Origin of the sequence: Actinomycetospora soli, from assembly GCF_021026295.1 — a bacterium.
GTDB classification, from domain to species: domain Bacteria; phylum Actinomycetota; class Actinomycetes; order Mycobacteriales; family Pseudonocardiaceae; genus Actinomycetospora; species Actinomycetospora soli.
In genome coordinates, this window is sequence record NZ_JAJNDA010000008.1 from 253,045 (window position 1) to 268,134 (window position 15,090).

The 15,090-nt window shown below is 74.4% G+C and carries 16 protein-coding genes and 1 pseudogene; 11 read left to right on the forward strand and 6 right to left on the reverse strand.

Features of this window, described 5'->3' with window-relative positions; translation table 11 throughout:
- Together LN037_RS15625 and pknB are read left to right on the forward strand one after the other, a co-directional pair.
- On the forward strand, nt 1-1,419 hold the full coding sequence (locus tag LN037_RS15625) for a protein kinase domain-containing protein (protein WP_230754169.1): 1,419 nt from the start codon (nt 1-3) through the stop codon (nt 1,417-1,419).
- Nucleotides 1,416-3,380: a Stk1 family PASTA domain-containing Ser/Thr kinase gene (gene pknB, locus LN037_RS15630; protein ID WP_230754171.1), complete on the forward strand. Its 1,965-nt coding sequence runs from the start codon at nt 1,416-1,418 to the stop codon at nt 3,378-3,380. Before LN037_RS15625 ends, pknB begins: the two co-directional genes overlap by 4 nt.
- Before the next feature lie 45 nt (nt 3,381-3,425).
- Here pknB and LN037_RS15635 read toward each other — a convergent pair whose 3' ends face one another.
- Entirely contained in the window at nt 3,426-4,082 is a 657-nt protein-coding gene (locus LN037_RS15635) for an aminodeoxychorismate/anthranilate synthase component II (protein WP_230754173.1), read from the reverse strand.
- 72 nt (nt 4,083-4,154) lie between these two features.
- Here LN037_RS15635 and crgA point away from each other — a divergent pair, with 72 nt between their 5' ends.
- Together crgA and LN037_RS32630 are read left to right on the forward strand one after the other, a co-directional pair.
- A complete protein-coding gene (gene crgA, locus LN037_RS15640; protein ID WP_230754175.1) occupies nt 4,155-4,412 on the forward strand; it encodes a cell division protein CrgA in 258 nt (85 codons plus the stop codon).
- A gap of 201 nt (nt 4,413-4,613) precedes the next feature.
- A pseudogene (locus LN037_RS32630) lies at nt 4,614-4,865 on the forward strand (PH domain-containing protein); the annotation flags it as partial.
- A 39-nt stretch (nt 4,866-4,904) separates the two neighbouring features.
- Here LN037_RS32630 and LN037_RS15650 read toward each other — a convergent pair.
- Together LN037_RS15650 and LN037_RS15655 are read right to left on the reverse strand one after the other, a co-directional pair.
- Complete coding sequence (locus LN037_RS15650) at nt 4,905-5,780, reverse strand: rhomboid family intramembrane serine protease (RefSeq protein WP_230754177.1); 876 nt, start codon at nt 5,778-5,780, stop codon at nt 4,905-4,907.
- A 35-nt stretch (nt 5,781-5,815) separates the two neighbouring features.
- Entirely contained in the window at nt 5,816-6,346 is a 531-nt protein-coding gene (locus tag LN037_RS15655; protein ID WP_230754179.1) for a peptidylprolyl isomerase, read from the reverse strand.
- Between the two features lie 114 nt (nt 6,347-6,460).
- On the opposite strand from LN037_RS15655, the gene LN037_RS15660 reads away from it, so the two are divergent.
- Complete coding sequence (locus LN037_RS15660) at nt 6,461-7,297, forward strand: hypothetical protein (RefSeq protein ID WP_230754181.1); 837 nt, start codon at nt 6,461-6,463, stop codon at nt 7,295-7,297.
- A 40-nt stretch (nt 7,298-7,337) separates the two neighbouring features.
- On the opposite strand, the gene LN037_RS33655 is transcribed toward LN037_RS15660, so the two are convergent.
- Both LN037_RS33655 and LN037_RS15670 read right to left on the reverse strand, forming a co-directional pair.
- Complete coding sequence (locus LN037_RS33655; RefSeq protein ID WP_230754184.1) at nt 7,338-8,609, reverse strand: alpha/beta hydrolase; 1,272 nt, start codon at nt 8,607-8,609, stop codon at nt 7,338-7,340.
- Complete coding sequence (locus LN037_RS15670) at nt 8,606-8,908, reverse strand: type VII secretion target (protein ID WP_230754186.1); 303 nt, start codon at nt 8,906-8,908, stop codon at nt 8,606-8,608. The genes LN037_RS33655 and LN037_RS15670 overlap by 4 nt, the downstream gene beginning before the upstream one ends.
- A 182-nt stretch (nt 8,909-9,090) precedes the next feature.
- Here LN037_RS15670 and mug point away from each other — a divergent pair, with 182 nt between their 5' ends.
- From mug to LN037_RS15700, 6 genes are all read left to right on the forward strand, one after another.
- A complete protein-coding gene (gene mug / locus LN037_RS15675) occupies nt 9,091-9,675 on the forward strand; it encodes a G/U mismatch-specific DNA glycosylase (protein WP_230754188.1) in 585 nt (194 codons plus the stop codon).
- A gap of 73 nt (nt 9,676-9,748) precedes the next feature.
- Nucleotides 9,749-10,567, forward strand: coding sequence for an N-acyl homoserine lactonase family protein (locus LN037_RS15680; protein WP_230754190.1), 819 nt, complete (start codon nt 9,749-9,751; stop codon nt 10,565-10,567).
- Complete coding sequence (locus LN037_RS15685) at nt 10,564-11,856, forward strand: hydroxyacid-oxoacid transhydrogenase (protein WP_230754191.1); 1,293 nt, start codon at nt 10,564-10,566, stop codon at nt 11,854-11,856. The genes LN037_RS15680 and LN037_RS15685 overlap by 4 nt, the downstream gene beginning before the upstream one ends.
- Before the next feature lie 66 nt (nt 11,857-11,922).
- On the forward strand, nt 11,923-12,405 hold the full coding sequence (locus LN037_RS15690) for an FmdB family zinc ribbon protein (RefSeq protein WP_230754193.1): 483 nt from the start codon (nt 11,923-11,925) through the stop codon (nt 12,403-12,405).
- A 42-nt stretch (nt 12,406-12,447) separates the two neighbouring features.
- Nucleotides 12,448-13,359, forward strand: a complete 912-nt coding sequence (locus LN037_RS15695) for an SCO6745 family protein (RefSeq protein WP_230754195.1) — start codon at nt 12,448-12,450, stop codon at nt 13,357-13,359.
- Between the two features lie 29 nt (nt 13,360-13,388).
- The gene (locus tag LN037_RS15700) at nt 13,389-14,246 is read left to right on the forward strand and encodes an SCO6745 family protein (RefSeq protein WP_230754197.1); all 858 of its coding nucleotides are present in this window, start codon (nt 13,389-13,391) and stop codon (nt 14,244-14,246) included.
- On the opposite strand, the gene LN037_RS15705 is transcribed toward LN037_RS15700, so the two are convergent.
- Entirely contained in the window at nt 14,247-15,050 is an 804-nt protein-coding gene (locus tag LN037_RS15705) for a carotenoid biosynthesis protein (protein ID WP_230754199.1), read from the reverse strand. It abuts the gene before it with no gap.
- Between the last annotated feature and the right edge of the window lie 40 nt (nt 15,051-15,090).

Genomic DNA, 15,090 nt, shown 5'->3' on the forward strand with positions numbered 1-15,090 from the left:
ATGGCTCCGACCACGGGAACCCTGCTCGCCGACCGCTACCGGATCGGCCGCCGCATCGCGATCGGCGGGATGGGCGAGGTCTGGGAGGCCCAGGACACGCGCCTCGACCGCACCGTCGCCGTGAAGATCCTCAAGGCCGAGCTCTCCGGGGACCCCGAGTTCCTGCACCGCTTCCGCACCGAGGCGCGCACGGCCGCGTCGCTGAACAACCCCGGGGTCACCGCGGTCCACGACTACGGCGAGACCACCACCGACTGGACGACGGCCAGCGGCACCATCCAGGTGCCCGTGGCCTACCTGGTCATGGAACTCGTCCGGGGCGAGCCGCTGGCCCAGATCCTCTCGGTGCACGGGCGCCTCGGCGTGGACTACACGCTCGACATCCTCGAGCAGTCCGGGTACGCCCTCGACGCCGCGCACGAGCGCGGCCTGGTCCACCGCGACGTCAAGCCCGGCAACATCCTCGTGACGCCGACGAACCAGGTGAAGATCACCGACTTCGGCATCGCGAAGGCCATCGACGCCGCGCCGGTGACCCGCTCGGGCATGGTCATGGGCACCGCCCACTACATCGCCCCCGAGCAGGCGGGCGGCGGCGACGCCGGCCCCGCCTCGGACGTGTACTCGCTCGGCGTCGTCGGCTACGAGTGCCTCGCGGGGCGCCGGCCGTACCTGTCCGAGAACGCGGTGACGGTCGCGATGATGCACATCCGCGACCCGCTGCCGCCGCTGCCGCCGGACGTGCCGCCGGTGGTGCGCCAGCTCATCGAGCTGACCCTCACGAAGGACCCGCGCGGGCGCTACGCCAACGGCGGGGAGTTCGCCCGCGCCGTCGCCGCCGTGCGCCGCGGCGAGCCGGTGCCCCGTCCGGGCGCCGCGACCGCGGCCACCGAGGCGGTCAACCCGGCCACCCGCGTGGCCCCGGCCTCCACCTACGACGGGCCCCAGCAGCCCCCGCCGCCGCGGCGCGACCGCTGGGACGACGGCCGCCGCCCCGAACCGGCCCGCCGGGGTCCCTGGGGGACGATCGCCGCCGTCGTCGCGGTCCTCGCCGTGCTCGGCATCCTCGCCTACGTGCTGGTGTCGAACACCGAGACGAGCGCACCCGCCGCGCCCGCGCCGACCACCACGACGACCACCACGGCCGCGCCGACCACCACCACGACGACGCGCAGCCGCACCACGACCACCACCACCGCGGCGGGCAACACCGTCGAGGTCGGTCGCTTCGACTACGCCGGGCAGACCGGCGCCGTCGCGGTCACCGGGCTGCGCGGCCAGGGGCTCGAGGCGGACGTGCGCTCCGTGCTCGGCCAGGCCGTCGACGACCCGGCCAACTGCCGCGTGCTCTACCTCTCTCCGTCCGGCGCAGTCCGTCGTGGTGACACCGTCACGGTCACCTGTCAGGAGTTCGGATGACCACCCCCCGCCTCCTGTCCGACCGCTACGAGCTCGGACCCGCGCTCGGCTACGGCGGCATGTCCGAGGTCCACGGCGGCCGGGACGTCCGCCTGGGCCGCGACGTGGCGATCAAGGTCCTCCGCGCCGACCTCGCCCGGGACCCGCAGTTCCAGATCCGCTTCCAGCGCGAGGGCCAGAACGCCGCCGCGCTGAACCACCCGGCCATCGTGGCCGTCTACGACACCGGCGAGACCTGGGCCGACGACGTCCCGCTGCCCTACATCGTCATGGAGTACGTGCCGGGGCGGACGCTGCGCGACATCGTCAAGACCGGCGGGCCGATGGACCCGTACCGGGTCTGCGAGGTCACCGCCGACGTCTGTTCGGCGCTCGACTTCTCCCACCGCCACGGCATCATCCACCGCGACGTGAAGCCGGCCAACGTCATGATCACCCCGTCCGGGGCGGTCAAGGTGATGGACTTCGGCATTGCGCGGGCGCTCTCCGACGCCCAGCAGGGGCTGACGCAGACGGCGGCCGTGATCGGCACGGCGCAGTACCTCTCGCCGGAGCAGGCGCGGGGCGAGGCGGTCGACGCCCGCTCGGACGTCTACTCGACCGGCTGCGTGCTCTTCGAGCTGCTGACGGGGCAGCCGCCGTTCACCGGCGACTCCCCGGTCGCCGTCGCCTACCAGCACGTGCGGGAGGACCCGAAGGCCCCGTCCGAGCTGAACCCGGCGGTGCCGCCGGCCCTCGATGCCATCACGCTGAAGGCGCTGGCCAAGAACCCGTTCAACCGCTACCAGACCGCCGGCGAGATGCGCGACGACCTGGTGCGGGTGCTGCAGGGCGAGCAGGTCGAGGCCCCGCTGGTGATGACGGCGGACGAGCGCAACACGCTCATGACCGGCCCCACCCGCACCGTCGGGTCCGCCGCGTACGCGACCGGTCCAGCCACCGAGGCCGGCGACTTCGCCGCCTGGCAGGCCGAGCAGGAGGAGGAGCGTCGCCGGCGCGGCCGCCGGCGGCTCGGCGTGATCGGCGGGATCGTGGCGGTGGCCGCCGTGCTCGCCGGGCTGTTCTTCCTCTTCTCGCCGGGCAACAACCAGCTCCCGGTCCCCGACGTCACGAACCAGCCGCAGGACGTCGCCCTGCGCACCCTGACCGGTGCCGGGCTCAAGCCCAACCTCGTGCCGGTGGCCTCCGACGCCACCCAGGTCGGCAAGGTGCTCGGCACCGACCCGGTGGCCGGGACCGAGGTCGAGCCGCAGTCCGTCATCGCCATGCGCGTCGGCCGCGGGCCGGACCGGGTGCAGGCGCCGGACCTCACCGGCCGGACGGCCGACCAGGCCCAGCAGATCGTGCAGGCGGCCGGGCTGACGCTGACGCCGGTGCCGCAGCAGCGGCCGGTGGACGACCCCTCGCAGGTCGGCAAGGTCCTCTCGCAGGACCCGGCGTCGGGCACCCTGCTCGCCCCGGGCACCGCGATCCAGCTGACCGTCGGCCAGCAGCGCCAGACGATCAAGGTCCCGGACGTCACGGGCCAGCCGGTGAGCACCGCGCGCACCACGCTCGAGGGGGTCGGCCTCGAGGTCACCGTCTCCGGCGACGCCTCGGGATCGGCGACGGTCGCCTCCACGAGCCCGTCGGCGGGCAGCACGGTGGCGGTCGGCTCGACGGTCACCCTCACGGTGACCGGCGGGGACCGGGTCTCGGTGCCCGACATCGTCGGGAAGTCCCGCGCCGATGCGATCTCCACGCTCGCCGCGGCCGGCTTCAGCGGCAACCTCCAGGCCACGTCGCAGGACGTCGACGACCCGAGCCAGGACGGCAAGGTGCTCAGCCAGAGCCCGTCCGCGGGCAGCCAGGCCGGGAAGGGCGACACCATCCAGGTCACCGTCGGCCGCTACAACGGCGGCGGCGGTGGCGGGAGCGGCGGCGTCTTCGGCGGGAACGGCCTCTTCCCCGGCGGGAACTGACGCCGCCACCCGCCGTCGGGAAGGCCCTTCCCGACGGCGGGTGGCTCAGGTCCGCGCGGGCGGGGCGGCGGCCAGGGCGAGCGCCCGGACGTCCCGGACGAGCTCGTCGACCAGCCCGGTGGCCACCGGGTGCCCGCAGCCCGCCATCCAGGTGGCCAGCATGCGGTGACCGTCCTCGGTGAGCACCGACTCCGGGTGGAACTGCACGCCCTCGAGCGGGAGCTCGCGGTGGCGCATCGCCATGAGCACGCCGTCGGCGGTCCAGCCGGTGGCCTCGAGCTCGTCGGGCAACGAGTCCGGCCGCACGGTGAGCGAGTGGTAGCGGGTGGCCGTGAACGGGTCGGGCAGCCCGGCGAGCACGCCGGTCCCGCCGTGGTGGACCGCCGAGGTCTTGCCGTGGCGCAGCTCCGGGGCGCGCTCGACGATCCCGCCGAACGCCTGCCCGAGCGCCTGGTGACCGAGGCAGACCCCGAGCAGCGGCGTCCGGTCGGCGGCGCAGCGGGCGATGACCTCGAGGCTCTGCCCGGCGTCGTCGGGCGTGCCAGGGCCGGGGCTCACGAGCACGCCGTCCACGTCGGCGGCGAGCTCCAGCACGTCCGGGGCGTCGTTGCGGCGCACCACCGGGTCCGCACCGAGCTGGGCGAGGTACTGCACCAGGTTGTAGACGAAGCTGTCGTAGTTGTCGACGACGAGGACCCGCACGGGCGCGACCCTACGCGGGGATCCGCGGGGCTTCGCTACCGTGGAGTCCACACTCGTCCCCAGGAGCGTCCCGTGCCCAAGTCCAAGGTCCGCAAGAAGCCGACCTACACCCCGCCGCCGCAGGCGTCCGCCGCGAAGGCCGCCGGCCCGTCGCACCCCGCGTACGTCGTCATCATGCTGGCGATCGGCATCATCGGCCTGGCGTGGCTCGTCGTGAACTACCTCGCGGGCGAGGACATCCGGTTCATGGCCGAGCTCGGCGGCTACAACTTCCTCATCGGGTTCGGGCTCGTCGTGGTGTCGCTGCTCATGACGATGAAGTGGCGCTGAGAACTACACCGATGTCATTCGTCCCCACTGTGGACGGAGCCTGTGGACAACCCTGAGACGACATGGGCCGCGCCGCGGGGCGCGGTGGTGCTCGGGCTCGTGGGCGCGGTCGGGCTGATCGCCGCCGTCTTCCTCGCCGGGCTCGACGGGCCGGGGCGGCTGCTGCTCGGCGTCGCCGGGGCGGCGGTCGGGGCGGCGGCCGTGTTCGGCCTGCGCGCCCGGCCGCGGCTGGCGGTCACCGACGACGCGCTCGCGCTCCGCGGCCTGCTCGGGGCCCGCGTGTGGCCGTGGCCGCGGGTGGACGCCGTGCGCGTCGTGCGGATGCGCCGGCTGGGGATGCCGGCCGCCTACCTCGAGATCGACGCGCGGGACGACGACGGCGCGGAACGGCTGCTGGTGCTCGGGCGCCTCGAGCTCGGGGCGGACCCGGTGGACGTCGCGGCCGCCCTGCAGGCCCACCGCGCCCGGGCGGGGCGCGGTGGTCCCGGTGGCTCAGCCGCCGATGCGGCAGGTGGTGGCGCCGCAGACGACGGAGCCGAACGAGAGGTCGCGCAGCGCGATCGCGAGGACCAGGGCGACGACGATCCCGGCGGCGATCCACAGCCCGACGACCGGGCGTGACCGGGCGGGCCCGTAGGCCATGCCCAGCGCCACCCCGGTGCCGACGACGAGCCCGCCGAGGTGCCCGAGCAGCGAGATGCCGGGGAACGTCAGCGAGAACACGACGTTGATGCCGATGATCACCATGGCCGACGTCGCCGGCAGCCGCATGCGGCGTAGCAGCACCACGAGGGCGCCCATCAGGCCGAAGACGGCACCGGACGCCCCGGCGGTGGCGCTCAGCGGCGAGCCGAACACCATCACCGCGGCCGAGCCCCCGAGCAGGGACGCCCCGTAGAGCACGCCGAAGCGCAGCCGGCCGAGCGCCAGCTCGATGTCGCGCCCGAGGAACCACAGGGCGACCATGTTGAACAGCAGGTGGATCGGGCCGATGTGCAGGAAGCCCGACGTCACCAGCCGCCACCAGTCGCCGGACGCGACCTGCAGCGGGACGAGCGCGCCGCCGGAGAAGACGGCGCCCGCCGTGTTGTCCTGCACGCTGCCGGCGTCGGCGACGGTCCAGGCGAAGACGGCGACGTTGAGGGCGATGAGGGCCGGGACGACGACGGCCGTCGGCCGCCGCAGGTCCCGGCCCCGCCGCTGCGTGCGGGCGCCCTCGGTGACGCAGTCGACGCACTGCATCCCGACCGAGGCCTCCTGGAGGCACTGCGGACACGCCGGTCGGTCGCAGCGCGTGCAGCGCAGCCCGGTCGGGCGGTCGGGGTGGCGGACGCACACCTGGGTGTCCGCGTCCGAGGGCGTGGTCATGCCCCCAGTGTCCCCGTCGGGAGGTGGATGTCCGGTTACTTCGCGACCTCGATGCTCTCGATCACGATGTCCGAGGTCGGCCGGTCACCCGGGCCGGTGGGGGCGGCGGCGATCGAGTCGACGACGTCGCGGCTGGACTGGTCGGCCACCTCGCCGAAGATCGTGTGCTTGCGGTTCAGCCACGTCGTCGGCGCCACGGTGATGAAGAACTGCGAGCCGTTGGTGCCGGGCCCCGCGTTCGCCATCGCGAGCAGGTACGGACGGTCGAAGCGCAGGTCGGGGTGGAACTCGTCGGCGAACTTGTAGCCGGGGCCGCCACGACCCGTTCCGGTGGGATCCCCGGTCTGCAGCATGAATCCGGCGATGACCCGGTGGAAGATCGTGCCGTCGTAGAACGGCCCGCTGGACGAGCCCTTCGCGTTCGGCTCGCTGTACTGACCCTCACCGGTCGCGAGTCCCACGAAGTTGGACACCGTCTTCGGTGCCTTGTCGGGGAAGAGGTTGACGGTGATGTCGCCGTTCGAGGTGTGCAGCGTCGCGGTCGGCCCGTTCTCGGCATTCGTCACGGACGTCATCGTGCCACCGAAGGAGCAGCGGGTGTGACGCACCGGCGGGTCGGGCACTTGCAGACAGGGGAAGGGCGGCAGGATCAGCCGCCCACGAACAGTGAGGTGTCGCCGTTGAGCAGCAAGACCGTGATCGGAGCCAGGGAGGACCTGGACGATCTGCGCAAGGAAGGACGTCGCGCCCGCAAGAAGGCGGCCAAGCACGCCGAGAAGGCCGCAGCGCAGGCCCGCAAGGAGCGCGAGAAGGCGCGTAAGCAGGGCGCGAAGAAGCGTGCCGAGGTCCGCCGCGACGTCCGCGCCGCCGCCGACCAGGCCCGCCAGCGGGTGCTCGACGCCCGCGCCGAGGCCCGCTCGCGCGCCGAGGAGGCCCAGGCCGAGGCCCGCAAGCGGGCCCAGGAGGCGCGCGCCGAGACGCGCAAGCGCGCCAACAAGGCCGCCAAGGACGCCCGCAAGCAGGCCCGCTCGTACGCCAAGGACGCGCGCAAGCAGGCGAAGAGCTACGCCGAGGACGCCCGCAAGGCCCTCGAGGCCTCGCCGGTGCCGACCTCGGTCGGCGAGCTGCGCGACCTCGGTGACACGGTGCGCGGCCAGCTCGAGGACGGGCTGACCACGGCGCGCCGCGACCTGTCGCAGCGGCTCGAGCCGGAGCAGGACAAGAAGCGCCGTCGCTGGGGCCTCTGGATCGTGCTCGGCGTGCTCGGGGCCGGCATCGCGATCGTCGCGACCCGCAAGGCGCCGGAGCTCCCGCCCCCGCCGCCGCCCGCGCCCCGGCCGAAGCCGGCGCCGAGCCCGGCCGCGTCGACGTCGACGACCGGGTCCCCGGCCGCGGCGGCCGGCGCGACGCCCCCGCCCGCGGAGGGCGCGGGCTCCGTCCCGCCGAAGGGTCCCGGCGCCGCGGTCTCGCCCAGCACCAACGGCTCGGCCGGCAGCACCAAGCCCGCCGGCAGCTGACCCGCCCGCCCGGGTGGGCCCGGCCGGACACCGGCCGGGCTCACCCGGGCAGCAGGTCCCGCAGACGGTCGCCCACGCCGACCGTCCGGTCCGCCGACACGTCCCCGGGCCGTCCGCTGACCACCGCCGCGACGTTGGCCGCGCTCGTCCCGCCGGGACGCAGGTACTCGTCGTGCCCGGTCGCACCCGTCGTCGCCAGCGGACGGGCGTCGGGCAACCCGTTCGGGTCCGGACCGAACCACCCCGCGTCGGCCACCGGGTCGAGGCGGGCCTCGGCGACCCACGTCGGCTGCCGCGGCAGCGGGGTCACCCCCGGAGAGCCGAGCAGCACGACGTCGTCCACCGCGTGCGACGTCGCGGCCGCCTGCGCGACGACGAGCGAGCCGTACGAGTGGCCCACGGCGGTCACGTGCGCGCCGGGCGCCACCCCGTCGAGGAACGACGCGAGCCGGGTGGACGCGACCGTGGCGGCCCGGGTGCCGAGCACCGAGCGCGCCGGGTCGAGCACCTCCGGCCACTGCGGCGCGGCGTAGTCGTACCAGGCGACGGCGGCGACCCCCGGTCCCGTCAGGGCCGCGAGCTCCGCCGTCCGCGCGGGGAGGTCCTCCGCCCGCGCGGTGAACCCGGGCACGAACACGCCCACGTGGCGCGCCATGTCGACGTCGCCGATCCCGATCGCCGCCCGGCCCGACGCCGGGTCCAGGGCGAGCAACATCCGGCCGGCCGCGGCCGTGTCGATCGCCAGGATCCGCCCGAGCCGGGCCGTGACGGCCGCCAGCCGGACCTCCACGTCCTGCAGCTCCCCGGGCCCGCGCACCGCGTCCCGGGCGCGGGTGAGCTCGGCCAGCTCCGTCTCGGTGGCGTCCCGGGTCGCGGCGAGGCGCGCGCGGTTGGCCCGGTCCCGGGCGCTCGCGGGGAGCCCGTCGAGCGCGCCGACCAGCTCCGGGCGCTCGAGGACCAGCCGCTCCCGGGCCGGCAGACCGGCCCACCAGTGCGCGACGGACGCCGGCGCCGGCCCGTCGGCGGCCGGGCCCACCGCCGCGGGCTCGCTGCGAGCGGCCCGGGCGAGGGCGTCGGCGAGCCGGGCGTCGTCGAACGGTTCCCGGGCCGCCACGTCGGCGAGCACCGCGGCCAGTCGGCGGGCCCGGTCGAGCAGCCCGCCGCCCACGTCGACCAGACGCGCGTGCTGCGCCCGGGCCGCGTCGGCGGAGGCACCGCGCCACGCCTCGGGCAGCCGAACGGCGAACACGGCCCGCTCCCAGTCGTCGGCGGCCGCGGACAGCTCGACCGCGACCGCCCCGAGCGGGGTCACCACGTCCCGTCGAACAGGCGCGCCAGCTCCCCGTCGGCCAGCCCGACGTCCGTCGCGGTGTCCTCGACCAGGTCCTCCAGCACCCGGGCGGCGGCGTTCCACGTGGCCGCGTCGGCCGTCCACTCCCGGGCCAGCGCGAGGGCCTGGTCGGCGGTCCTGGTGCCGGGCACGAGGCGGGCCAGGTCGCGGACCGCCGCGCTCATCGCCTCCGCCGCCGCCGCGGCGGCGTCCACGGCCCACCCGATCTCCTCGACGGCGTCGCGCAGGGCGTCCGGGTCCACGGTGAATCCATCGCTCATGCCCGGGGGACGTCCCCGACGGCGGGTCGGCTCCCGGCGGGGCTCCAGGCTGGGGAGGACCCGGCCCCGCCGTGCCGGTGGGGACACGTCGTTGGGCCGTTCGGCGGCACCCCGTTCCGGACGAGCGGGCCGATCGTCCCGAAGGGCGTGACGAACGACCCGCTCGTGGGAAAGGAGTCGCCGTGGCGACCGCACGACGACGGGGACCGACCCGGGCCGAGCTCGAGGCGGCACGGGACCGGCTGCTGCCCGACGTGCTGCCCGGGCCGGACGACCCGCCGCTGCGGGTGCTCTTCTCCGGGATCAACCCGGGTCTGGTCTCCGCGTACACCGGCCACCACTTCGCGCGGCCCGGCAACCGCTTCTGGCCCGCGCTGCACGCGTCGGGCTTCACCCCGCGCGTGTTCGCGCCCGCCGAGCAGGTGTTGCTCCCCGCCCTGGGCCTCGGGATCACGAACGTGGCGCCCCGGGCGACGGCCCGCGCCGACGAGCTCTCCGACGACGAGCTGCGCGCCGGCGGCGAGCGGCTGCGCGCCCTGGCCACGGAGCTCGGGCCGGCGTGGCTCGCCGTCGTCGGGGTGGTCGCGTACCGGACCGCCTTCGCCGAGCCGAGGGCCGTCGTCGGGCGGCAGGACCGGACGATCGGGGCGACCCGGGTGTGGGTGCTGCCGAACCCGAGCGGGCTGAACGCGCACTACACACCCACCACGATCGCCGCCGCGTTCGCCGAGCTGCACGCATGCGCACCCGGCGATCACTGCGATTGACGGTGGCACCGGTCACAGGCAGGGTGATCACCCGCGGGGGGTCGGTCCCGTTCTGGAGAAGCGGAGGTCTGCAGTGGCCAGCGGTGACATCAAGGTCAGTGTCCTCGACTGCGGCGCGATGAGCGCCGACCTGACGTGGTTGCTCCTGCAGCCGGGGCGGTCGATCAAGCCCCGGCAGCAGAAGGACGCCCCCGCCGAGTGGGTCGACGTCCCCACGCACTGCGTGCTCGTCGAGACGCCCGACGGCACGCTCCTGTGGGACACCAGCTGTCCCAGCGACTGGGAGGAGCGCTGGGGCCCGACGGGGCTCAACGACTTCTTCCCCTACGACCGCGTGTCCGACGACGAGTACCTCGACAAGCGCCTCGAGCAGCTCGGCATCGGCACCAACCAGATCGACTACGTCGTCCTCTCCCACCTGCACTTCGACCACTGCGGCAACGCCAACCTGTTCAAGGACTCCCCGGCGAAGCTCGTGTGCTCGGACAAGGAGAAGGAGTTCGCGTTCGGCTTCGACGGGCCGTTCACGGGCGCGCACCTCAAGAGCGACTACGAGAACCTGAACTGGGAGACGGTCTCGGGCGACACCGAGTTCCTCCCCGGCGTCACGCTCCTGCAGACCCCCGGGCACACCCCGGGCACGATGTCGATGCAGGTCGACCTGCCCGACAGCGGGACGATGATCTTCACCTCGGACGCGGTCTACATGGGCGCGAGCTACGGGCCCCCGCCGGTCCCCGCGGCCATCGTCAACAACCTCGAGTCCTGGTTCTCCTCGGTGGAGAAGATCCGCGACGTCGCGGAGAAGAAGAACGCGACCGTCGTCTTCGGGCACGACGCCGACCAGATCCACGAGCTCAAGACCGTCTCGAACGGGGGCCACTACACGTGACCGTCCCGCCCGTCCCCACCGAGGAGTCCGTCTTCACCTGGGGCGCTCCTCCGCTGAAGTTCGGCGCCGGGGCCTGTGACGAGATCGGGTTCGACCTCTCCCAGTACGGCGCGAAGCGCATCCTGCTGATCACCGATCCCGGGATGCAGCAGACCGGCCTGCCCGACCGGATCGCCGACCAGATCCGGCGCTACGACATGACCGTCGAGATCTTCGACGGCGTGCACGTGGAGCCGACCGACGACTCGATGAACAAGGCGATCGGCTACGCCACCGAGCAGGGCCCGTGGGACGGGTTCGTCGCGGTCGGCGGCGGTTCGGCCATCGACACGGCGAAGGCCGTCAACCTGCTCACCACCTTCCCCGGTGAGCTGATGGACTACGTCAACAAGCCGGTCGGCAACGCGCAGGTGCCGCCGGGGGCGCTCAAGCCGCTCATCGCGGTCCCGACGACGGCCGGCACGGGTTCCGAGTCCACCGCCATGTGCGTGCTCGACATCCTGTCGCTGCGGGTCAAGACGGGCATCAGCCACTGGCGGCTGCGCCCGACCCTCGCCGTGGTCGACCCGCTGCTGACGATGACCCTCCCGCCGGAGGTCACCGCGGCGTCGGGCATGGACATCGTGTGCCACGCGCTGGAGAGCTACACCGCGCGCTGGTACACCACGTTCGACCGCAAGTCCCCCGAGCAGCGGGTGACCTACTGCGGCTCGAACCCGGTCTCCGACCTGTGGTGCGAGAAGTCGATGAGCCTGCTGGCGAAGTCGTTCCGCACCGCCGTCCACCGGGGCACCGACGACGTCGAGGCCCGCATGGACATGATGATGGCGGCGACCTTCGCGGGCATGGGCTTCGGCAACTCCGGCGTCCACATCCCGCACGCCAACGCCTACCCGATCGCCGGCCAGGTCCGGGACTTCCACCCGGCCGGCTACCCGTCGGACGAGGCGATGGTGCCGCACGGCATGTCGGTGTCGCTCACGGCGCCGGAGGCGTTCCGCTTCTCGTTCGACTCCGCCCCCGACCGGCACATGGCCGCGGCGCGGATGCTCGGGCCGAACGCGGAGACGCAGAACGACGCGTCCGAGCAGCTCCCGCACGTCGTCACCGAGCTGATGCGTGACATCGGCATCCCGAACGGGATCGGCGAGGTCGGGTTCGGCGAGTCGGACATCCCCGATCTCGTCGAGGGCACGATGAAGCAGCAGCGCCTGCTCGCGACGTGCCCGCGGACGCCGACCGAGGACGACATCGCCGACATCTTCGCCAAGTCCATCTCCAACTGGTAGCCGCACGCGGCCGGGCCCCGTCGTCGTCGACGGCGGGGCCCTCCGTGCGCGAACGGGAAGGGCGTCATGCCGATCTACGACTACCGCTGTGACTGCGGGCTGCGCTTCGAGCGGCTGATGGGCCGCGACGCCCCCGCGCCGGCCTGCCCGGAGTGCGGCGGCGAGTCCCGCAAGGTCCCGTCGCGCCCGGCGCTGCACGGGAAGGCCGACCCCGGTCTGTCCCGCGAGCAGATGCCGCAGACCTGGCGCGGGGTCTACAACGGCAACCGCGAGTACATCGCCTCCATGCGCAAGCAGTGGGAGCGCCGCCAGCAGCTCGAGGAGAAGTATCCCGAGATCGCCGGCGACACCCGGCCCGTCATCGCGCACGAGGGCCGCTACGAGCAGGTCCCCCTGCGCGCGGGCGAGCCGATCCTCAAGCCGGCCGCGGACCCCGGCTCGTCCGGACACGGCCACGGCCACGGACACGGACACGGCCACGGCCACGGCCACTCGACGCCGAGCACGCCCAAGCCGAGCACGCCCAAGCCGACCCCGCCGTCCGGATAGGCGACGGTCGACGACGCACGTGGCCTGGGACACACTCCCCGCGTGGACTTCGACCAGGCCCGTGACGTCTTCCTCCAGCCCCGGGAGGGTGCGACCGCTCCCGCCGCCGACACCCCCGCCCTCGCGTTGCGCCACGTACTCGAGCCGCTCGCGATGGTCCACATCTGGAGCACGCCGGCCCAGGCGCACATGGCGAAGGCGGGACTGAACTTCCTCACCGGCTACGTCGGCGGGCGTGGCTGCACCCTGGGCGACGTGACGCCCGGCGTCGTCGCCTCGACCTTCGCCGTGTTCGAGCCGGGGCTCGCGGCCGACCTGTGGCGCCAGGCTCGGGCCACGTGCTCGGTCGAGGAGCTGCTCGCCGTCCGGAACGGCGGCGGCGGGGAGGGCCTGCGCGCCGCGCTGGAGGGGGTCGACGAGGCCGGGATCGGCCGCGTGACCCGCACGCTGCGCGCGGCCCTGGACGCGGGCGGACCCGGCGAGCTCGCGGGGCGGCCGCTCTACGCGAGCCTGCGCGACCAGCCCTGGCCGACCGACGCCCACACCGCCCTGTTCCACGTCGCGTCGCTCTACCGCGAGCACCGCGGCGACGCCCACCTCGGCGCCTGCGTGGCCGCGGGGATCGACGGCCTCGAGGCGAACATCCTCACCGAGCTGCGGGCCGGCTTCGACCTCTACGAGTACACCGGCACCCGCGGCTGGTCGCCCGAGGCGATGGACGCGGCGTCCGCCCGCCTCACCGCCCGCGGCCTGCTCGCCGACGGCGCGCTGACCGCTGCGGGCCGCGACACCCGCCAGCAGATCGAGGCCGCGACCGACCTGGCGCAGCACCGGGTCGTCGAGGCCCTGTCCGACGGCTTCGACGACCTCGTCGCCACGCTCGGCGGCTGGGCCGACCGGGTCGTCGCCGCGGGCTGGTTCCCGCCGGACCCGTACAAGCGCGCCGCGGGGTGAGACCCGGGCGGGCCGGGTAGGTGGCCCCCATGCCTTCGCCGACCTCCCCCGCCCGCCGCCTCCGGGACGCGATCGAGCCGATCGCGATGGTGTACGTCCACTCCCCGGAAGCCCGGGAGCAGTACGAGGCGATCGGGCTGCAGCGGTGGCAGGGCTACGTGCTCGGCCGCGCCGGGGCGCTGGGACTGCCGCCGGCGAACCTCGTCGTCGCGACCTTCGGCGCCTTCGAACCGGAGATGCTCACCGGGACCTACGAGGCCGCCCTGGCGACGGCGAGCGTGCCGGACGCGCTCGCGGCGAAGCTGGCCGGCGCCACCCGGTGCCTGCACCGCGTGTTCGGGGAGCCGGCCCGCGACGTCGAGGAGGTCGTCACGGTGCTGCGCGGCGGCCTGGACCGGGCGCCGGTTCTCGGCAAGCCGCTGTTCGCGGGCCACGCGGCGCTGGAGTGGCCGGGCGACGCCTGGGCCCGGCTCTGGCACGCGACGAACCTGCTGCGGGAGTACCGCGGCGACGCGCACCTCGCGGCGCTCGTGTCCCACGGCATCGGCATGCTCGAGTCGAACCTGCTCACCGAGGCGCGCATCGGCATGGCGGGCCGGGACTACACGCGCACGCGGTCGTGGACGGAGGAGGACATCGAGGCGGCCACCGCCGACCTCCTCGACCGGCTGCTGATCACCCGCGACGGCGACCGGATCCGGCTCACCGAGCGCGGGGCGGCCCTGCGCGACGACGTCGAGGACGCCACCGAGGCCGCGCTCGACCCCGTCGTCGAGGGCATGGAGCACGGGCTCGACCTCGCCGTGGAGCGGTGCCTGCGCTGGTCGCGGGAGCTGCGGGACGCCGGCGCGTTCCCCGACGACGACGAGAAGCTGCTGGCGGGCTGATCAGGTGCCGCGGAGGGTGCCGTGAAGGGAGCCGCGGAGGCGGCGCCACGTCGCCACGGCGAACGGGACGGCGACGACGCCCATCCCGATCCCGCCCACCACGGCCGACCCGGGCAGCCCGAAGAACGCCAGGTGCGCCAGCACCGACGACGCGTACACCCACAGGTAGAGCGCGGTGGCCGGACCCGATCCGCGGCCGGGGCCCAGCGCCCGGTGCAGCCCGCCGACCACCAGCACGGACACGAGCAGCCAGCCCGCGTAGTTCGTGAGCGGGATGCCGGGGACGAGGGGCAGCGCGGGGTCGGGCGCGAACCAGGTCCAGTGGCCGGCGGACACCATCTGCGGGTCGAGGAACAGGTCCCACGCCGCGAGGGCGAACGCCCCGACCGCGACCACGCCCGGACCCCGACCGGCGAGGGTGCGCCCGACGACCAGCGCGGGCCACGCCATCATCGCCCAGGCGAGCGGCACGACGACGGGGACGCCGAGCAGCTCCGGGCCGAGCGTGCCGGTGTAGGCGTAGGACCCGAACGGGAAGCCGGTGGCCAGCCCGACGGCCTCGGCCACCAGACCGCCGCCGCCGGCGATCCCCACGAGGAGCAGACCCCCGCGCACCCCGTGCACGCGCACCACGTCCGCCAGCGAGGCGAGGAAGAACACGACGACGCTCGTGACCGTGACGCCCGTGAGCCACGCCGACGGCACCAGCGGGTACACGATCTGGACCAGCACGGCGACGCCCACCAGCACCCACGCCGGCAGCGCCGTGCTCGCCGTCGCCGCCGGGCGAGCCGTCGTCACCATGTCCCGAGCCTCCCGCATCGCGATCCACGTCGGATCGCGG